This window comes from Silanimonas sp. (assembly GCF_044377035.1).
Lineage (GTDB): Bacteria > Pseudomonadota > Gammaproteobacteria > Xanthomonadales > Xanthomonadaceae > Silanimonas.
This window is the reverse complement of sequence record NZ_JBILJW010000002.1, coordinates 26,164-42,129: the sequence shown is the minus strand read 5'-3', so window position 1 is coordinate 42,129 and position 15,966 is coordinate 26,164. Positions and strand designations below refer to the sequence as shown.

Annotated in this window: 12 protein-coding genes; 5 read left to right on the top strand and 7 right to left on the bottom strand. The window is 67.4% G+C overall.

Translation table 11 applies throughout. The annotated features are described in order from the left end of the window. Positions 1 to 3: 3 nt before the first annotated feature. Together sucB and ACIQ6S_RS01330 are read right to left on the bottom strand one after the other, a co-directional pair. Positions 4 to 1,188 (bottom strand): dihydrolipoyllysine-residue succinyltransferase, encoded by a 1,185-nt coding sequence (sucB, locus tag ACIQ6S_RS01335; protein WP_397606775.1) that lies wholly within the window; start codon positions 1,186 to 1,188, stop codon positions 4 to 6. Positions 1,189 to 1,275: 87 nt separating this feature from the next. Then, positions 1,276 to 4,101 (bottom strand): 2-oxoglutarate dehydrogenase E1 component, encoded by a 2,826-nt coding sequence (locus ACIQ6S_RS01330; RefSeq protein ID WP_397606774.1) that lies wholly within the window; start codon positions 4,099 to 4,101, stop codon positions 1,276 to 1,278. Between the two features lie 158 nt (positions 4,102 to 4,259). Between ACIQ6S_RS01330 and ACIQ6S_RS01325 the strand changes: the two genes are divergently transcribed. Both ACIQ6S_RS01325 and ACIQ6S_RS01320 read left to right on the top strand, forming a co-directional pair. Beyond that, positions 4,260 to 4,706 carry a GntR family transcriptional regulator gene (locus tag ACIQ6S_RS01325; protein ID WP_397606773.1) on the top strand — a complete coding sequence of 149 codons (447 nt, stop codon included), beginning with the start codon at positions 4,260 to 4,262 and terminating at the stop codon, positions 4,704 to 4,706. A gap of 197 nt (positions 4,707 to 4,903) precedes the next feature. After that, positions 4,904 to 6,415, top strand: coding sequence for a hypothetical protein (locus tag ACIQ6S_RS01320; protein WP_397606772.1), 1,512 nt, complete (start codon positions 4,904 to 4,906; stop codon positions 6,413 to 6,415). A gap of 15 nt (positions 6,416 to 6,430) precedes the next feature. Here ACIQ6S_RS01320 and ACIQ6S_RS01315 read toward each other — a convergent pair whose 3' ends face one another. The 4 genes from ACIQ6S_RS01315 to purB are packed head-to-tail and all read right to left on the bottom strand — an operon-like array spanning position 6,431 to position 10,900. Then, positions 6,431 to 7,387 (bottom strand): GNAT family N-acetyltransferase, encoded by a 957-nt coding sequence (locus ACIQ6S_RS01315; RefSeq protein ID WP_397606771.1) that lies wholly within the window; start codon positions 7,385 to 7,387, stop codon positions 6,431 to 6,433. Continuing rightward, complete coding sequence (locus ACIQ6S_RS01310; RefSeq protein WP_397606770.1) at positions 7,384 to 8,631, bottom strand: JmjC domain-containing protein; 1,248 nt, start codon at positions 8,629 to 8,631, stop codon at positions 7,384 to 7,386. The genes ACIQ6S_RS01315 and ACIQ6S_RS01310 overlap by 4 nt, the downstream gene beginning before the upstream one ends. Then, entirely contained in the window at positions 8,628 to 9,518 is an 891-nt protein-coding gene (bla, locus tag ACIQ6S_RS01305; protein ID WP_397606769.1) for a subclass B3 metallo-beta-lactamase, read from the bottom strand. Before bla ends, ACIQ6S_RS01310 begins: the two co-directional genes overlap by 4 nt. Positions 9,519 to 9,535: 17 nt before the next feature. Further along, a complete protein-coding gene (gene purB, locus ACIQ6S_RS01300) occupies positions 9,536 to 10,900 on the bottom strand; it encodes an adenylosuccinate lyase (protein WP_397606768.1) in 1,365 nt (454 codons plus the stop codon). An 88-nt stretch (positions 10,901 to 10,988) separates the two neighbouring features. Here purB and ACIQ6S_RS01295 point away from each other — a divergent pair, with 88 nt between their 5' ends. After that, entirely contained in the window at positions 10,989 to 12,392 is a 1,404-nt protein-coding gene (locus ACIQ6S_RS01295; protein WP_397606767.1) for a class II fumarate hydratase, read from the top strand. An 88-nt stretch (positions 12,393 to 12,480) separates the two neighbouring features. Further along, a complete protein-coding gene (locus tag ACIQ6S_RS01290) occupies positions 12,481 to 13,860 on the top strand; it encodes a M24 family metallopeptidase (protein ID WP_397606766.1) in 1,380 nt (459 codons plus the stop codon). Between the two features lie 81 nt (positions 13,861 to 13,941). Here ACIQ6S_RS01290 and ACIQ6S_RS01285 read toward each other — a convergent pair whose 3' ends face one another. After that, a complete protein-coding gene (locus tag ACIQ6S_RS01285) occupies positions 13,942 to 15,006 on the bottom strand; it encodes an OmpA family protein (RefSeq protein ID WP_397606765.1) in 1,065 nt (354 codons plus the stop codon). Positions 15,007 to 15,130: 124 nt separating this feature from the next. Between ACIQ6S_RS01285 and ACIQ6S_RS01280 the strand changes: the two genes are divergently transcribed. Then, positions 15,131 to 15,952 carry an alpha/beta fold hydrolase gene (locus tag ACIQ6S_RS01280; RefSeq protein WP_397606764.1) on the top strand — a complete coding sequence of 274 codons (822 nt, stop codon included), beginning with the start codon at positions 15,131 to 15,133 and terminating at the stop codon, positions 15,950 to 15,952. The last annotated feature ends 14 nt before the right edge of the window (positions 15,953 to 15,966 follow it).

Genomic DNA, 15,966 nt, shown 5'->3' with positions numbered 1-15,966 from the left:
TCCTTACAGGCCGAGCAGCATGCGGTGCGGGTTTTCCAGCTGGTTCTTGATGTCGACCAGGAACTGCACTGCGTCCTTGCCGTCGATGATCCGGTGGTCGTAGCTGAGCGCGATGTACATCATCGGAGCGATCACGACCTGGCCGTTCTCGGCGATCGGGCGCTCCTTGATGGCGTGCATGCCGAGGATGGCGCTCTGCGGCGGGTTGACGATCGGCGTGCTCATCAGCGAGCCGAAGGTGCCGCCATTGGTGATGGTGAAGGTGCCGCCCTGCAGGTCCTCGAGGCCCAGCTTGCCGTCGCGCGCCTTCTTGGCGTAGCCGGCGATGGCCGCTTCGACGTCGGCGAAGCCCATGCGCTCAACGTTGCGCAGAACCGGCGTCACCAGGCCCTTCTCGGTCGCGACCGCGATCGAGATGTCCGAGTAGCCGTGATAGATCACGTCGTCGCCGTCGACCGAGGCATTGACGATGGGGAAGCGCTGCAGCGCGTTGGCCGCGGCCTTGGCGAAGAAGCTCATGAAGCCGAGCTTGATGCCGTGCGTCTTCTCGAAGGCTTCGCCCTGCGCCTTGCGCATGGCCATCACTTCGCGCAGGTTCACTTCGTTGAACGAGGTGAGCATGGCGATGGAGTTCTTCGATTCCATCATGCGTTCAGCGATGCGCTTGCGCATGCGGGTCATCGGAACGCGCTCTTCCGGACGCGCGCCGCCACCCTTGGCGAAGTTGACCAGGTCTTCCTTCGTCACCGCGCCGCGGCGGCCGGTGCCGGCGACCTCGGCCGGATTGATGCCGTTCTGCGCGGCGTAGAACGCAGCGCCCGGCGGCAGGCCGGCGTCGCTCTTCGCGGCGGGCGCCGGTGCGGCGGCCTTGGCGGGCGCGGCAGCGGGAGCCGCGGCGGCAGGAGCGGCCGTCGGGGCAGCGGCGGCAGGTGCCGGCGCGGCGGCCACGGCGCCTTCCTCGACGATGATCAGCAGCTGGTCGGAATTGACGGTGTCGCCCACCTTGACCTTGAGCTCCTTGATCACGCCATCGACCGTCGACGGCACTTCGAGCACGACCTTGTCGGTCTCGAGGTCGACCAAGTTCTCGTCGCGGCGGACGCTGTCGCCCACCTTCTTGTGCAGGGCGGCGATGACGGCGTCGGAGACGGACTCGGGGAGCGGCGGAACCTTGATTTCAGTGGCCATGGCGGGCGTTCTCGGTCGGGGTTCGATATCGGGAGGAGCGTGGGGCAGGGGCGGGCCCCTGCGGCATGCGTTGAGGGGGCGAGTCGCTTACTCGGCGACCGCCAGGACCTGCGGGCCGACCAGCGCGGCTTCGAGCAGGGCGGCCTGTTCGAGGTTGTGCTGGCTGAGGTGGCCACAGGCCGGCGCCGCGGATCGACCGCGGCCGGCGTAGCTGAGGGTCTGGCCCTTGGCGAGACAGGCTTCGACGTGGTGGCGGATCTGGTACCACGCGCCCTGGTTCTGCGGCTCTTCCTGGCACCAGATGACTTCGGCGGCCTTGCCGAAGCGCTTCAGTTCGGCCGTGAGCTCGGCGCGCGGGAAGGGATAGAGCTGTTCGACGCGCACGATGGCGACGTCGGTGAGGCCGCGCTTCTCGGCGTCCTCGACGAGGTCGTAGTAGACCTTGCCGCCGCAGACGACCACACGAGTGGCCTTCTTGGCGTCCTTGGCCGTGCTGTCCGGGATCAGGGTCTGGAAGCTGCCCTTGGCGAGGTCCTCGAGCGTCGACACGGAGAGCTTGTGGCGCAGCATCGACTTCGGCGTCATCACCACCAGCGGCTTGCGCGTGCCGCGCAGCATCTGCCGGCGCAGCATGTGGAAGCTCTGCGCCGGCGTGGTCGGCGTGACCACCGAGATGTTGTGGTGGGCGCAGAGCTGCAGGAAGCGCTCGAGGCGCGCCGAGCTGTGCTCGGGGCCCTGACCTTCGTAACCGTGCGGCAGGAACAGCACGAGGCCGCAGAGGCGGCCCCACTTGGCTTCGCCCGAGGTGATGAACTGGTCGATGACGACCTGGGCGCCGTTGGCGAAGTCGCCGAACTGGCCTTCCCAGATGTTGAGCGTGGTCGGCTCGGCGGTGCTGTAGCCGAACTCGAAGGCCATCACGGCTTCTTCCGAGAGCAGCGAGTCGATCACCACGACGTGTTCGGGGTTCGAGACCAGTTCGCGCAGCGGCATGATCGCTTCGCCCGAGGCCTGGTCGTGCTGCACGGCATGGCGGTGGAAGAAGGTGCCTCGGCCGGCGTCCTGGCCGACGAGGCGCAGCTTGAAGCCTTCCTTCAGCAGCGTTGCGTAGGCGAGGTTCTCAGCGAAGCCCCAGTCCATCGACAGCTCGCCGGCCGCCATCTTGCGGCGGTCCTCGTAGATCTTGGCGACGCGCGGGTGCAGCTTGCGGTCTTCCGGAACGGTATTGATCTGCTGTGCGAGCGCGTCGAGCGTCTTGCGGGCGACCGCGGTCTTGACCTCGTCGCTGAGCGAGCCCTTGAAGTAGGGCGACCAGTCGACGCTGACGCTGTCCTTGGCGGCCGTGGTGACATCGGCCGTCACTTCGCCCTTGTCGAGCTTGGCGCGGTAGCCGTCGACGAAGGCCTTGGCCTCATCCGCGCTGATCACGCTGGCTTCGATGAGGCGGTTGGCGTAGAGCTCGCGGGTGGTCTTGCGGGCGCGGATGTTCTGGTACATCAGCGGCTGCGTGGCTGCCGGCTCGTCGGCCTCGTTGTGGCCGTGACGGCGGTAGCAGACGAGGTCGATGACCACGTCGCTCTTGAAGGTCTGGCGGAAGTCGAACGCGAGCTGCGCACAGAACGCGACCGCTTCCGGGTCATCGCCGTTCACGTGCAGCACCGGCGCGCCAACGATCTTGGCGGGGTCGGTGCAGTAGAGCGTGGAGCGGGTGTCGTCCGGGCGGCTGGTGGTGAAGCCCACCTGATTGTTGATGACGATGTGCAGCGTGCCGCCGACCGCGAACCCGCGGGCCTGCGACATCTGGAACAGTTCCATGATGACGCCCTGGCCGGCGAAGGCCGAGTCGCCGTGGATCAGCATGGGCAGCACCTGGCCGCGATCCTTGTCTTCGCGACGCATCTGCCGCGCGCGCACCGAACCTGCGACCACCGGGTTCACGATTTCAAGGTGCGAGGGGTTGAAGGCCAGCGCGATGTGCACCGGGCCGCCCGGCGTGGCGATGTCGGCCGAGAAGCCCATGTGGTACTTCACGTCGCCCGAGTGCGCCGGATCGTCGTGGTGCTCGAAGCGGCCCTCGAACTCGGCGAACAGCTTGGAGGGCGGCTTGCCCAGCGTGTTGACGAGCACGTTGAGGCGGCCGCGATGGGCCATGCCGATGACCATGTCCTTGACGCCGTTCGCGCCGGCGCGGCGCACCAGCACGTCCATCGCCGGGATCAGCGCATCGCCGCCCTCGAGCGAGAAGCGCTTCTGGCCGACGTACTTGGTGTGCAGGTAGCGCTCGAGGCCTTCGGCCGCGGTGGTGCGCTCGAGGATGCGGGTCTGCTCATCCTTGCTGAAGCCGAAGCGGCCGGCGGCCTTCTCCAGGCGCTCCTGCATCCAGTGGCGCTGCTTCGCATCGCTGATGTGCATGAACTCCGCGCCGATGACGCTGGAGTAGGTCACGCGCAGCTTGGCCAGCAGGTCCTTGAGCTTCAGGCGTTCGGCGCCGAAGTAGGTGTTGACCGGGAATTCGGTGTCGAGATCACCCTTGCCGAGGCCGTGGAACTCGAGCTCGAGGTCCGGGGCTTCCGGCTTGCCAGCCATACCGAGCGGATCGAGCGAGGCGCCGAGGTGGCCACGCGAGCGGTAGGCCGTCACCAGCTTGCTGACCGCCGCCTGCTTCTTCGCGGTGTCCTCGTCGACGCCGCCACCGAGCCCCTTGGCGGCCAGCATGCCGGCCACCTGCACGCGAGCCATCGCGTCGGAGTGCGGCACGTCGGCGCTGCCGCCGAAGCCGTCGAAGTAGGCCTTCCATTTCGCGTCGACCGAGGCCGGGTCGCGGAGGTACTGCTCGTAAAGCTCTTCAATGAACGCGGCGTTGCCGCCGGAGAGCTGCGAGGACTGGGCGAAGGTCTTGAGAAGGCTGGCCACGGCGATCCTGGGTGCGTTGGGCTTCAACGGGTTGCTGACGCAAGTGCTTGATGGGCAACGAAACCCGGGCCTTGGCCCGGGCGGCGCCGCGCGATTATAGACCTTCACGGAGCGATTGGGGCTTGACGTGGGGGCTTTGTATTGGCCTATTGATACACATGGACGCATCGCAGTGGCAGGTTTCCGTAACGTCGCCGGTTCCCATCTATCGGCAGATCACCGAGCAAGTGCGGCGCTTCGTGGCCGCAGGCCAATTGCAGGTCGGTGAGCGGCTGCCGTCCGTCCGCGCGATGGCCTCGCGCTTCGGCATCAATCCGATGACGGTCAGTCGGTCCTATGCCGCGCTGTGCGAGGAAGGCGTGCTGCTCCGGCGGCGCGGGGCAGGCATGGTGGTGGCGCCGCGCACGGGAAAGGCGGGGCTCACCGCGGAGGCGCGGCTTCGCCTGCTGGAAGCGAAGCTGCAGGAAGTGATCCTCGAGGCCAACGATCTCGGCTTGGCAGCGGGCCCGGTTTGCGAACGGCTACACGCGTTGTTCCTTTCCCCGCTGTCGCCCGAAGCGCCTGCACTTCGCCGCCGGCGTCGTCCGGCCGCGCCGAAAGCATGAAAAATCGCCACCTTGGCCCTGCGGAATCCGACACCCCTGCGGACCATCGGCCCTGCAGCGCCGGCAACGTTGGTGCGGGACGCCGTTCCGTGATGCCATCCGACGGCGTATCGGCCGCCCTCTTGAGGACTTTCATGATTTCGCGAGCACCTGCTTGGCGTTGCCCCCCCCTGTCGGTCGCCACGGTCCTGATCGTGGTGACGCTCGGCGGATGCACCGCCTTCGAACGCGGCGCGGATCAAGGCGATCCGCCCACCGATCCCGTCACTGGCTGCCCGGATCTCAGCGGCGGCTACGCCCTCCAGCCGCTGACCGCGGATGGCGATCCCGATCCGGGTGTTGATCCAGAGAAGCCCTCCCGCCTCGACGGCGTGTTCTCGCCGAGGGGCGGCCAAGGCTACGGCGCTGGCGACCTGTCGCAGTACGAGGGCGTGGTCGTGCACTCCGACGGGACCCATGCCATCGAGCTGCACTTCCTCCGTTCCTTTGGCAACGTGATGGCGGAACTCGAAGCGATCCGAGAGCATCAGCGCCCGCGATACGCCGAGTGGTACGCGCTGATGCAGCCGACGAGCCGTGCGGCCTTCGTCGCCCGCAACGGCGAGCCGGTGCTGCAGGCACGGCTCCGTGACCTGGGCCCAGCGACGGGCACGGTGGTGCGTCTGGATCGGGGCCGGGATTTCACCTGCGAGGACGGCTGGGTGGTTTTGCCGCGCGAGCACCTCGCGCCGGTGCGGATGACGCTCGATGACGGTGGGCATCTGGTGTTCGAATCCAAGGAATGGACCTATACCGCCATGGGCGGCTGGGGCGACCAGTCCTGGCGCGTGCCGACCGGCGCCTACTTGGGCACTGCGCGGTGGGCGCGCGACGCGTCGATACAGCCTTGGGACGCGGATCGTGTGTCTCTGGGGTACGTGTTCGCTCGCCCCGCTGATGCGATCGAGCAGGAGCAGGCCGTCGCTGCGGCCAGCGCTCGCCGCAGTGCCGAGCGGCGGTATGCCGATCCCGATGCGGTGCGCGATGCCTTGCGTCCGCTGCTTCCGGCGGGCGTCACCATCGAATCCGTCGAAATCGCGCAACTGCCGTTCATCGGGCACCGCGTCCGCGTGCATGCGGTGCCCAGTGACCCGCTGATGGACGGGGAGGAACAGTGGCGCCGGCTGGAGTGGTTCCTTGCCGCCCTGAAGGAGGGCGATCCGGGGCACATCGAAGACCGCGAAGTGATCAAGCGGGTGATCTCGAGCGGTGGGAAGGTACGCCACGAGTTCGAAATCTTCCTCGACACCCATCCGGCGGTCCAACCGCCGAGCGAGCGCGTCCTGGTGAGCTTCACTCCGGCGCCGGGGAGTGATGCCTCCGCCACGGACGCGCCACAGACCGCATCGTCCAATCCGCCGTCGGATCCCTTGCCCCAGTCCGGACCGATGCCGCCGGGATTCGCCCCTTTGGCCGAAGTGGAAACGCGGATCCAGCCCCTGCTGTCGGCGGGTTGCCGCAGCACGTTGCTGCGCTACGCGGGTGACGCGGTGATCATCGCCGGCGAGGCGGACGACATGCGTTGCGTGTCGAACACCTTGCGTGCGATCGATGGCGTCGTATCGCCCAGTGGCGCCCGCGTCGAACTGTTGCAGATCGCCGCCGATGCTGCGGGCCACTACCGGTTCGAGATCCGTCTACCGGCGTCCTCGCTGACCAAGGGCGCTTGATCCGATACGCAGGCCTCAGAAGCCGAGCGCGCGCAGTTCGGTGAGTTCCCTCGCGCGTTCCCAGCGGCGGTCGAACTCTTGCGCCAGCTGTCGCGCCCGCGCTGGCCCGTCGAGGCAGCCGCTTCCTTCGAAACGCGTCGCCAACGGGCGGAAGGCGTATGCGGTTTCGTCGACGACGAGGTAGCCCTCGGCGGCCTGGCGGTCCTCCGGATCGACCGGCGTGCGCAGGGCGAACACCGAGCTGAGCCGCTGCGCCAGCGGCCGCAGCGGATGGCTCTCGCCACGAAGTCGCTCGGGCTCCACGACGATGATGCGCACGCTCGGCCCACGTCCCGAGGTGGCGAAGGTCCGCAGGGCGTCGACCAAGCTTGGGTGGCCGTACAGCGCCGGCTCGAGGTCGCGGGTGAACACGCGGATCTCGCGGCGTGCGCGGCCGAGCAGCTCGATGCTGAGATCGCGCACTTCCGATTCACTGGTGAATTCGCGCAGCGCGGCGTCGCCCAGCGGCGTCGGGCGCGGGCGACGGCCGGGGTCGGGCGCGCCCAGCGCTTTGCGCATCTTCCGGTGCGGAATGCCGGCTTCCATGAACTCTTCGCCGAAGGCCTCGAAGCCGTGGCGCGCATAGAAAGGCATGGCATGCGTCTGCGAATTCAGGCTGACCTCCGGCCAGCCCAAGGCGCGGGCCTCGTCCATCAAGGCTTCCATCAGCGCGTCGCCGACGCCCTTGCCCCGCCATTCGGCCAGCACGGCCATTCGGCCGATCTTGCGCTCCGGCGTGAGGCGTCCCGTGCCGATGGGCCGGTTCGCCGCATCACGGGCGATCACATGGCGGCACTGCGGATCGAGCTCATCCCATTCCTCTTCGATCGGCACCTGCTGCTCGATGACGAACACCGGCTCGCGCACGGCACGAAGATCGGCGAAATCGACGGTGTAGTCGGCGGGTTCGACGCGGAATCCGGCACTGATCATCGGGGCTTCCTGGGCGAGCGGGGCTTCTTCGGGGCGATGGCGCGATAGTGCCCGAGGGCGGCCAGCGCGACGACGGCTTCGCGGGCGTGCTCGTCGAGCAGGTCCCACGCCGCGGCGTTGAGCGTGTCCTCGCTGCAGAGAAGGGCGGCATCCTTCGCCCGCAGGCCTTCGATGTCGCTGCCGGTGACGAACCACATTGCCTTGCTCTTGCCTTCGCGCAGCCAGGCGACGCGCGAGAACGGATGGCGCTGCACCACGCCGCCGCCGGCAATCGCCGCGTCGAACTCGGCGCGCGTCGGGGCCTTCTTGGGCGGCTGCAGGTTGCCGGAGGCGCGGTAGCGGGTGATGAAGCGGCCGAACCAGCGGCGCAGCACGGCCTCGTCCTCGGCGCCGTCGCCGGCCATGCCGCCGAGGGTCTGCTTGACCCGGTCAAGGGCTGCAGCGTCGATCTCGAAGGCATCCGTCGGCACCGCGAGGTCCGGGTCGGCGTAGCGCTCGCGCTCGCCGGCGCGCGAAGCCAATTCCAGCGCGAAGTCTTCGATCAGCTCGGCCTTGGCCGGTGCACGCATGCCCAGCGAGAAGGTCAGGCAGGGGTCGAGCGCGACGCCGTGGTGGCCGAGGCCGGGCGGCAGGTAGAGCATGTCACCGGGGCCGAGCGTCCATTCGTGGCTGGGCGTGAACGACTTCAGCAGCCTGATCGGCGCATCGTTACGGAAAGCCACGGCCTGGTCGGGGTTCGCATCGATCTGCCAGTGGCGATGGCCCATGCCCTGCAGCAGGAAGACGTCGTACTGGTCGATGTGTGCACCGACCGAGCCGCCTTCGACGGCGAAGCTGATCATCACGTCGTCGATGCGCCAGCGCGGCAGGAAGGGAAAGGCCTCGACCAGCTCGCGGACGTCGGCGTCCCACTTGTCGACGTCCTGCACCAGCAGGGTCCAGTCGCGGTCGGGCACGCGATCAAAGCGGTCCTCGGGCAGCGGGCCGGTCTCGACGGCCCACTGGTCCTTTTTTCGATCCCAGAGGATCAGACGCGAGAGCGCCGTGGCCTCGAGAGACAGCGCGCCAAGGTCGTCCGGGCTGATCGGGCTTTCGAAGCCGGGAAACGCTTTGCGGATCAGCAGGGGCCGCTTCTGCCAGTAATCGCGCAGGAACACGTCGGCCGGCATGCCCAGCGGGCCTTTGCCGGTGGCGTCGATTTCGATCGGCAGGGTTTTCGAAGGAGCGCTGGTCTTGCGGTTCATGGCGTGGCCGGACGTTCGGTGGCGAGGCGGGCGTCGAGGCGGCGGGCGCCGGCCTCTGCGTAGCGGCGGCAGGCGGTCGGATCGACCAGAGGCTCGCTCGGCGCCTCACCGAGGCGGTACCAGAGCCGGCTGGCCACGGGATGCGGGGAAACGAGGATGTCGCAGGGCAGGGCGGCGACGGTGGCGAAGGCTTGGCGCAGCAGGGGCACGAACGCAGGCGAATTCGCCGGATCGCTGAAGCGGTAGGTATCCGGGGCCACCGCGCTCAGCGAATCGGCGAACGCCAAGGCGTGACAGGTTTCGCCCTCGCAGCTCGTCCAGGTGAAGCTGGTGCCGCCGAGCGAGTGGCCCGGCGTGGCATGCGTCTGGATCACGAGATCGCCAACGCGGACCTCGGCGTTGTCGGCCAGCGTCTCGATCACAGGGACGGGCGGAAAGCCCGGCATGCGGAACGGCACCTGCGGGTCGCGCATGTCCATGTCGCCCTTGCGCAGCGCGATCAGGCCAGGGCGGCGGGCCCGCAGCGGGGCGCCGGTGGCCTGCTGGATCGCGGCGAGGCCGCCGGCGTGGTCGATGTGCTCGTGGGTGTTGAGCAGCACGCGCACGTCCTTCGGGTCGAAGCCGAGCGTGCGGATTCTCTCGACGATCATCGGCCCGGCTTCAGGCGTGGCTCCGTCGATCAGCACATGGCCGTTGTCGCCAGTGATGAGGATGGCGCTGATGCCGCAGGTGCCCACGTACCACGTGTTGCCGAAGACCTTGCGCGGCGGCGTCGGGTCGCTCCAGCCGGCGTCGTCAGGGCAGGTGGGCGTGGGCTCGAGGCCGTCGGCCCTCGCCGTTCCCACGGCCAGAAGCAGCAGGGGCAAGCTGGCGAGGGCAAGGCGCATGGCGAGCCGGTCGAGGATCAGACGGACTTCGCCAGCGATTCGGCGCGGCCGGTGTAGGTGCCGGGCGTCAGTTCGAGCAAGGCACGCTTCGGCTCCTCGGGCAGGTCGAGGCCGGCGATGAACTCGCGGATCGAGGCCTGGGTGATGGCCTGGCCACGCGTGAGCGCCTTGAGCTGCTCGTAGGGGTTGGGAAGGCCGTAGCGGCGCATCACCGTCTGCACGGCTTCTGCCAGCACTTCCCAGCTGTTGTCGAGATCCTCGGCGAGGCGCGCCGGGTTCACCTTCAGCTTGCCGATGCCGCGGTTCAGCGCGTCGTACGAGACCAGCGTGTGGCCCCACGCCGTGCCCAGTGCGCGCAGCACGGTCGAGTCGGTGAGATCGCGCTGCCAGCGGCTGATCGGCAGCTTGGCGCCGAAGTGCTCGAACAGCGCATTGGCGATGCCGAAGTTGCCTTCTGCGTTCTCGAAGTCGATCGGGTTGACCTTGTGCGGCATGGTCGAGCTGCCGACCTCGCCGTCCTTCAGCGCCTGCTTGAAGTAGCCCAGCGAGATGTAGCCCCAGACGTCGCGGGCGAAGTCGATCAGGATGGTGTTGATGCGGCGCTGCACGTCGCCCAGCTCGGCGATGAAGTCGTGCGGCTCGATCTGCGTGGTGTAGGCGTTGAAGTTCAGGCCCAGCGATTCGACGAAGCCCTGCGCGAGGCGCGGCCAGTCGACGTTCGGATAGGCCGAGAGGTGGGCGTTGTAGTTGCCCACGGCGCCATTGATCTTGCCGAGGATCTCGACCTGCGCCAGCTGCTGGCGCTGGCGCTTCAGGCGGGCGACGACATTGGCCAGCTCCTTGCCCAAGGTGGTCGGGCTGGCGGTCTGGCCGTGGGTGCGAGAGAGCATCGGCTCGTCGGCGTACTCGTAGGACAGCTTCTTCAGCGTCTCGATCAGCGCGTCGAGCTGCGGCAGCAGCACCTCGTCGCGGGCCTGCTTCAGCATCAGCGCGTAGCTGAGGTTGTTGATGTCCTCGGAGGTGCAGGCGAAATGCACGAACTCCAGCGCGGCCTTGAGCTCGTCGCTTTCCGAGAGCTTTTCCTTCAGGAAGTACTCGACCGCCTTCACGTCATGGTTGGTGGTGCGCTCGATCGCCTTCACTCGCGCGGCGTCCTCCACCGAGAAGCCGTCGGCGAGGCGCTGAAGCAGCGAGGCCGCGTTCTCCGAGAACGGCGGCAGCTCGGGGATGCCCGGCTCGGCCGAGAGGGCCAGCAGCCACGCGATCTCGACGCACACGCGGGCGCGGATCAGGCCGTACTCGGAGAAGATCGGGCGCAGGGCGTCGACCTTGCCGGCGTAGCGGCCGTCGAGGGGGGAGAGGGCAGTGAGGGCGTGGGACATGGCGGGGCCGGGAAACGGGGCGGTCGAACCGCGGAAGCCCGCCATTCTACCGGGCTAAGCTGGGCCCGCCCCACCCGAGGAGAGCCCCATGGCCGGCACCACCCGCACCGAACGCGACAGCATGGGCGAGCTCGCCGTGCCGGCCGAGGCCCTCTGGGGGGCGCAGACGCAACGCGCGGTCGAGAACTTCCCGATCTCCGGCTGGCGAATGCCGCGGGGCTTCCTCCGTGCCCTCGGGCTGATCAAGGCCGCTGCCGCCGAGGCGAACGCGGGCCTTGGGCTGCTCGATGCCAAACGCGGCGAGGCCATCCGCGACGCGGCGCTGAAAGTGGCCGCCGGCGAATTCGACGCCGAGTTCCCGGTGGACGTGTTCCAGACCGGCTCGGGTACATCGAGCAACATGAACGCGAACGAGGTCATCGCGCATGTGGCGCACTCGCTCGGCGGCATGGCCGTGCACCCCAACGATCACGTCAACCTCGGGCAGAGCTCGAACGACGTCGTGCCCACCGCAATCCAGGTTGGTGCCGTGCTGGCGGTGCGCGAGCGCCTGCTGCCGGCGCTCGAGCATCTGCGCGAGGCGATTGGACGCCGCGCGCATGAGCACCTCGGCACGGTGAAGACCGGCCGCACCCACCTGATGGACGCGATGCCGCTCACGCTCGGGCAAGAACTGTTCGCCTGGGCGAGCCAGATTGGCCATGCCGAGGAGCGACTGAAGGAGACCGAACGCCGCCTGCATGGCCTGCCGCTGGGCGGCACGGCCATCGGCACCGGCATCAATGCGCATCCGCGATTCGCCGAGCGCGCCTGCGCCGATCTCGCCCGCTTCAGCGGAGCGCCGTTCAAGCCGGCGGCCAATCCCTTCGAGGGCATCGCCGCGCAGGACGGCGCGGTGGAGCTCTCCGGCCAGCTCAATGGCCTTGCCGTGGTGCTGATGAAGATCAGCAACGACCTTCGCTGGATGAACTCCGGTCCGCTCGCGGGCCTGGGCGAGATCGAATTGCCGGCGCTGCAGCCGGGCAGTTCGATCATGCCGGGCAAGGTGAATCCGGTGATCCCGGAGGCCGTCGCCATGGTCGCGGCGCAGGTCATGGGCATGCATGCCACGATCTCGGTGGCGGGGCAGAGCGGCAACTTCCAGCTCAATGTGATGCTGCCGGTGATCGCGCACAACCTGCTCTGGGCCATCGAGCTCAGCGCCAACGCCGCGCGGCTGCTGGCCGACCGCGCGATAGCTGGATTCACGGTGCGCGAGGATCGGCTGCAGGAGGCCTTGGCCCGCAACCCCATCCTCGTGACCGCGCTGAACCCGCTGATCGGCTACGAGAAGGCTGCGGCGATCGCCAAGAAGGCCTATGCCAGCGGCCGGCCGATCCTCGATGTCGCGGTGGAAGAAACCGGACTGAATCGCGAGGTGCTGGCGAGGGCGCTGGATCCGTTGGCACTCACCAAGGGGGGGATCGTCGAGGGTTTGGCGGGCGGCGGCTGAGACGGCCGTTTGGTGGAATGGCTTGGCGTGCTCTGGACAGCCACGCGTTGTCCCCTAGGATCAGAGCCCCGGAACCCGAGACCCGCCCATGCCCACGCCGATGCGCTCCGCTCTGTTCGCCGCCACCCTGCTGGCCCTCGTGCCAACGCTTTCCGCCGCCGCTGCCTCGACGACGACGCCTGCGCAGGGCCGGGTGATCGATTCCGCCGACGACTTCGCAGTGCTGGCGCCGCGGGCACGCATCGAGCCGGAAAACCGGATGCTCACCGAGCGCATCGAGACCCTGCTGCCGAAGCTGATGGCCGAGGCCGAGCTCGATATGTGGCTGGTTTTGAATCGCGAGTACGCCGAAGACCCCGTGTACTTCACCTTGGTGCCGCAGCCGAGCTTCGCGGCGCGACGCACGACGATGCTGGTGTTCCACCGCAAGCCCGACGGCACGGTCGAGCGGCTCGCGGTGAATCGCTACCCGCTCGGTGCGCCCTACGAGTCGGCGTGGTCGGGTGGCAACCTCGACGAACAGTGGGCGGCACTCGGCAAACTCATCGGCGAGAAGAACCCGAAACGCATCGGCATCAACGTCTCGCGCCACTGGCCGGTTGCGGATGGCTTGACGGCTGCACTCGACAAGCGCCTGCGTGACGTGCTGCCGGACGGTTTCGAAGAACGCCTCGTACCCGCCGAGAATCTGGTCATCCGCTGGCTGGAAACGCGCTCGCCGGGTGAGCTCGAGGTGTACCCGCACATCATGGGCATCGCCCGTGGCGTGATCGCGGAAGCCTTCAGCGCGCGGGTGATCACGCCCGGCGTCACCACCACCGACGACGTGCGTTGGTACATCCGCGAACGCTTCGAGTCGATGGGTCTGCCGATCTGGTTCATGCCGGACGTCAACCTGCAGCGGAAAGGCCTGGCCTGCGACGCGGAGAACCCGTTCTGCGGCGAGAGCGGTGTGATCCGCCCGGGCGACGTGCTGCATACCGACGTCGGCATCTGCTACCTGAAGCTCTGCACCGACACGCAGGAAATGGCCTACGTGCCGAAGGCGGGCGAGACCGGCGTACCCGAGGGCCTCGTGCGCGCGCTCGCCACCGGCAACCGCTGGCAGGATCTGCTCACGACGCAGTTCGTCGCTGGCCGCACGGGCAACGACATCCTCCAGCGCACCCGCGACGCTGCGGCGAAGGCCGACATCATCAGCAACACCTACACGCATCCGCTGGGCTTCTTCGGCCATGCGCCGGGGCCGACCATCGGCATGTGGGATAACCCGGGCCTCAACGCGGACACCGGCGAGTGGCCGCTTCACGCGAACACCGTGTACGCCATCGAAGGCAACGTCGCGCAGGCCGTGCCGGAGTGGGGCGGCCAGTGGGTGCGGATCAAGCTGGAGCAGGGCGCGCTGTTCGACGGCGAGCGGGTGATCTACCTCGCCGGCCGGCAGACGCAGTGGCACGTGGTGCGCTGAACCGCGCAGCGGGTGTGTGCAGCAAAAAAAAAAAAAACGCCGCGAAAGCGGCGTTTTTTGTCGGTGCCCTAGCGGCACTGCTCAGAGCTTCACCAGTTCAACCCGACGGTTCTTCGCGCGACCCGCTTCATCGGCATTATCGGCCAGCGGCTTGTCCGGGCCGAAGCCATTCGCACTCAGCCGCGAAGGCGCGATGCCCAAACCGACCAGCGCGTCGAGCACGCTGCGCGCCCGTTCGCTGGAGAGCTGGCGATTGCGATCCGCGCTTCCGGTGTTGTCGGTATGGCCCTCGATCGACAACTTCAGATCTGCGTTTGAATCGAGCAGCGTCTTGATTTCGGCGATCACAGCCTGGCTGTCGGACCTCAGCGTCGACTTGTCGGTGTCGAAATTGATGTAGAGCGCGACGCGGCCATCGGCGTCCAGTGCGGACTTCATCGCGGCGGCATCGAGAAAACCGAGCGATTGGGTCATCGCGGTCTTCTCGAGAACGACGATGTGTCCGGTCTTGCCGGCGGCCGACGTTCCGACGTGGATCCAGTACTCCTTGTCGGCGGTGCGGATCAGATAGCTGTGGTGCTCGTAGCCGCTCGTGGGCGGCGGGCTGTGCCAGAACTTGTTGACTTCGCGCAGGCCGCCGACTTCGTCGACGATGGGCCGGGTGAACTGCGTTTCGTTGATCTTCGCGCCGCCGAGGGCCTGAATCGCGTTCTCATAATTGCGATGGAATTCCAGAGGCGTGTACTCGCGGCTCTTGTCCTGCGAGATCAGACTCATGCTGTTGTGGTATAGCCGACCTTCGACCGGAATCAATTTCTTCCCGGCGAGAAAGAAATGGCGTCCGAAGTCAACGGTGCTGCTGTCGTCCTTGATCTTCGCGACCAGGCCATCGGGAATGTCGAAGAACGGAAACGGTGGCAGCGGTGCTGTCGAGATCGCCACCTTGTCCACGCTGAAACCGGTATCTGCGACTACAGCGGGTACGTCGACCACCTGTGCGACAGGGGCTGCTGCAGGCGCGGTGGGTGCCGCGACGGGTGCCGGCTCGTTGGCGGGCGCGTCGGGCGCTGCCGCCGGTTCCTTCTGACACGCAGCCAACATTAGTGCCAACGAGGCGCTGACGATCAGTAGATGGCTCTGACGCATAGTGATTTTCTCGCTGCAGCAGGGGGTCCCCGAGCATACCGGAGCATGTCCTCACTCCACCGGCATGTCCGAAGGGTGAGTCTCGAATTCCCCCCAGGCCAAATGGCCACGCAGGTGTCATCCCATGAGCCCCCCAAACGTAAATCGTGCCGCGCTGCATGTCGAAGACAGCGGCGGCAACGGCCGCCCGGTTGTACTGATCCATGGCTGGCCTCTTTCGGGCGAGGCTTGGGCGGACCAAGTCGGCCCGCTTCGCGACGCCGGCTATCGCGTCATCGCCTATGACCGCCGAGGTTTCGGCCGTTCGGAAAAGCCGGACTCCGGTTTCGACTACGACACGCTGGCGGCCGACTTGGCCGGCATTCTTGAAGACCTCGACTTGCACAACGTCAGCTTGATCGGCTTCTCAATGGGCGGCGGCGAAGTGGCTCGCTACATCGCCAACCATGGCGAAAGGCGATTGCATAGCGTGGTGTTCGCGTCGGCGGTGCCGCCCTGCCTGATGAAAAGCACTGACAATCCCGACGGGCCGCTGACGCCCGAAGCCGCACAGGAAAAGGAAGCGGGCCTGAAGGCCGGCCGCGCCGCGTTCTTCGACAAATTCACCACCACGTTTTTCTCGGTCAAAGGCGAGTTGAAGGTGACCGAAGCGCAGCGCCAGCAAGCGATCGTGATCTGCGAACAGTCGGACCAGACGGCGGCGCTGGGCTGCATGAAGGCCTTCGCCACCACCGACTTCCGATCAGATCTGGCCAAGGTGACGGTACCCACCCTGGTGCTGCATGGGGACGGCGATGCCACGGTGCCGTTCCAGGGCTCGGGCGAACGCACGCACAAGGCGATCACCGGCAGCGAGCTGGTGCTGTTGGAGGGCGCTCCCCACGGCTGCAATGTGAGTCACGCCAAGGAATTCAACGCGGCGTTGTTGGCGTTCTTGGCCAAGTAGGTGCGATGAGCTGC

Bases quoted from the DNA above. Each gene is read 5' to 3' on its own strand.
- sucB (WP_397606775.1), bottom strand. From the start codon at position 1,188: ATGGCCACTGAAATCAAGGTTCCGCCGCTCCCCGAGTCCGTCTCCGAC.
- ACIQ6S_RS01325 (WP_397606773.1), top strand. From the start codon at position 4,260: ATGGACGCATCGCAGTGGCAGGTTTCCGTAACGTCGCCGGTTCCCATC.
- ACIQ6S_RS01315 (WP_397606771.1), bottom strand. From the start codon at position 7,387: ATGATCAGTGCCGGATTCCGCGTCGAACCCGCCGACTACACCGTCGAT.
- ACIQ6S_RS01310 (WP_397606770.1), bottom strand. From the start codon at position 8,631: ATGAACCGCAAGACCAGCGCTCCTTCGAAAACCCTGCCGATCGAAATC.
- bla (WP_397606769.1), bottom strand. From the start codon at position 9,518: ATGCGCCTTGCCCTCGCCAGCTTGCCCCTGCTGCTTCTGGCCGTGGGA.
- purB (WP_397606768.1), bottom strand. From the start codon at position 10,900: ATGTCCCACGCCCTCACTGCCCTCTCCCCCCTCGACGGCCGCTACGCC.
- ACIQ6S_RS01295 (WP_397606767.1), top strand. From the start codon at position 10,989: ATGGCCGGCACCACCCGCACCGAACGCGACAGCATGGGCGAGCTCGCC.
- ACIQ6S_RS01290 (WP_397606766.1), top strand. From the start codon at position 12,481: ATGCCCACGCCGATGCGCTCCGCTCTGTTCGCCGCCACCCTGCTGGCC.
- ACIQ6S_RS01285 (WP_397606765.1), bottom strand. From the start codon at position 15,006: ATGCGTCAGAGCCATCTACTGATCGTCAGCGCCTCGTTGGCACTAATG.
- ACIQ6S_RS01280 (WP_397606764.1), top strand. From the start codon at position 15,131: ATGAGCCCCCCAAACGTAAATCGTGCCGCGCTGCATGTCGAAGACAGC.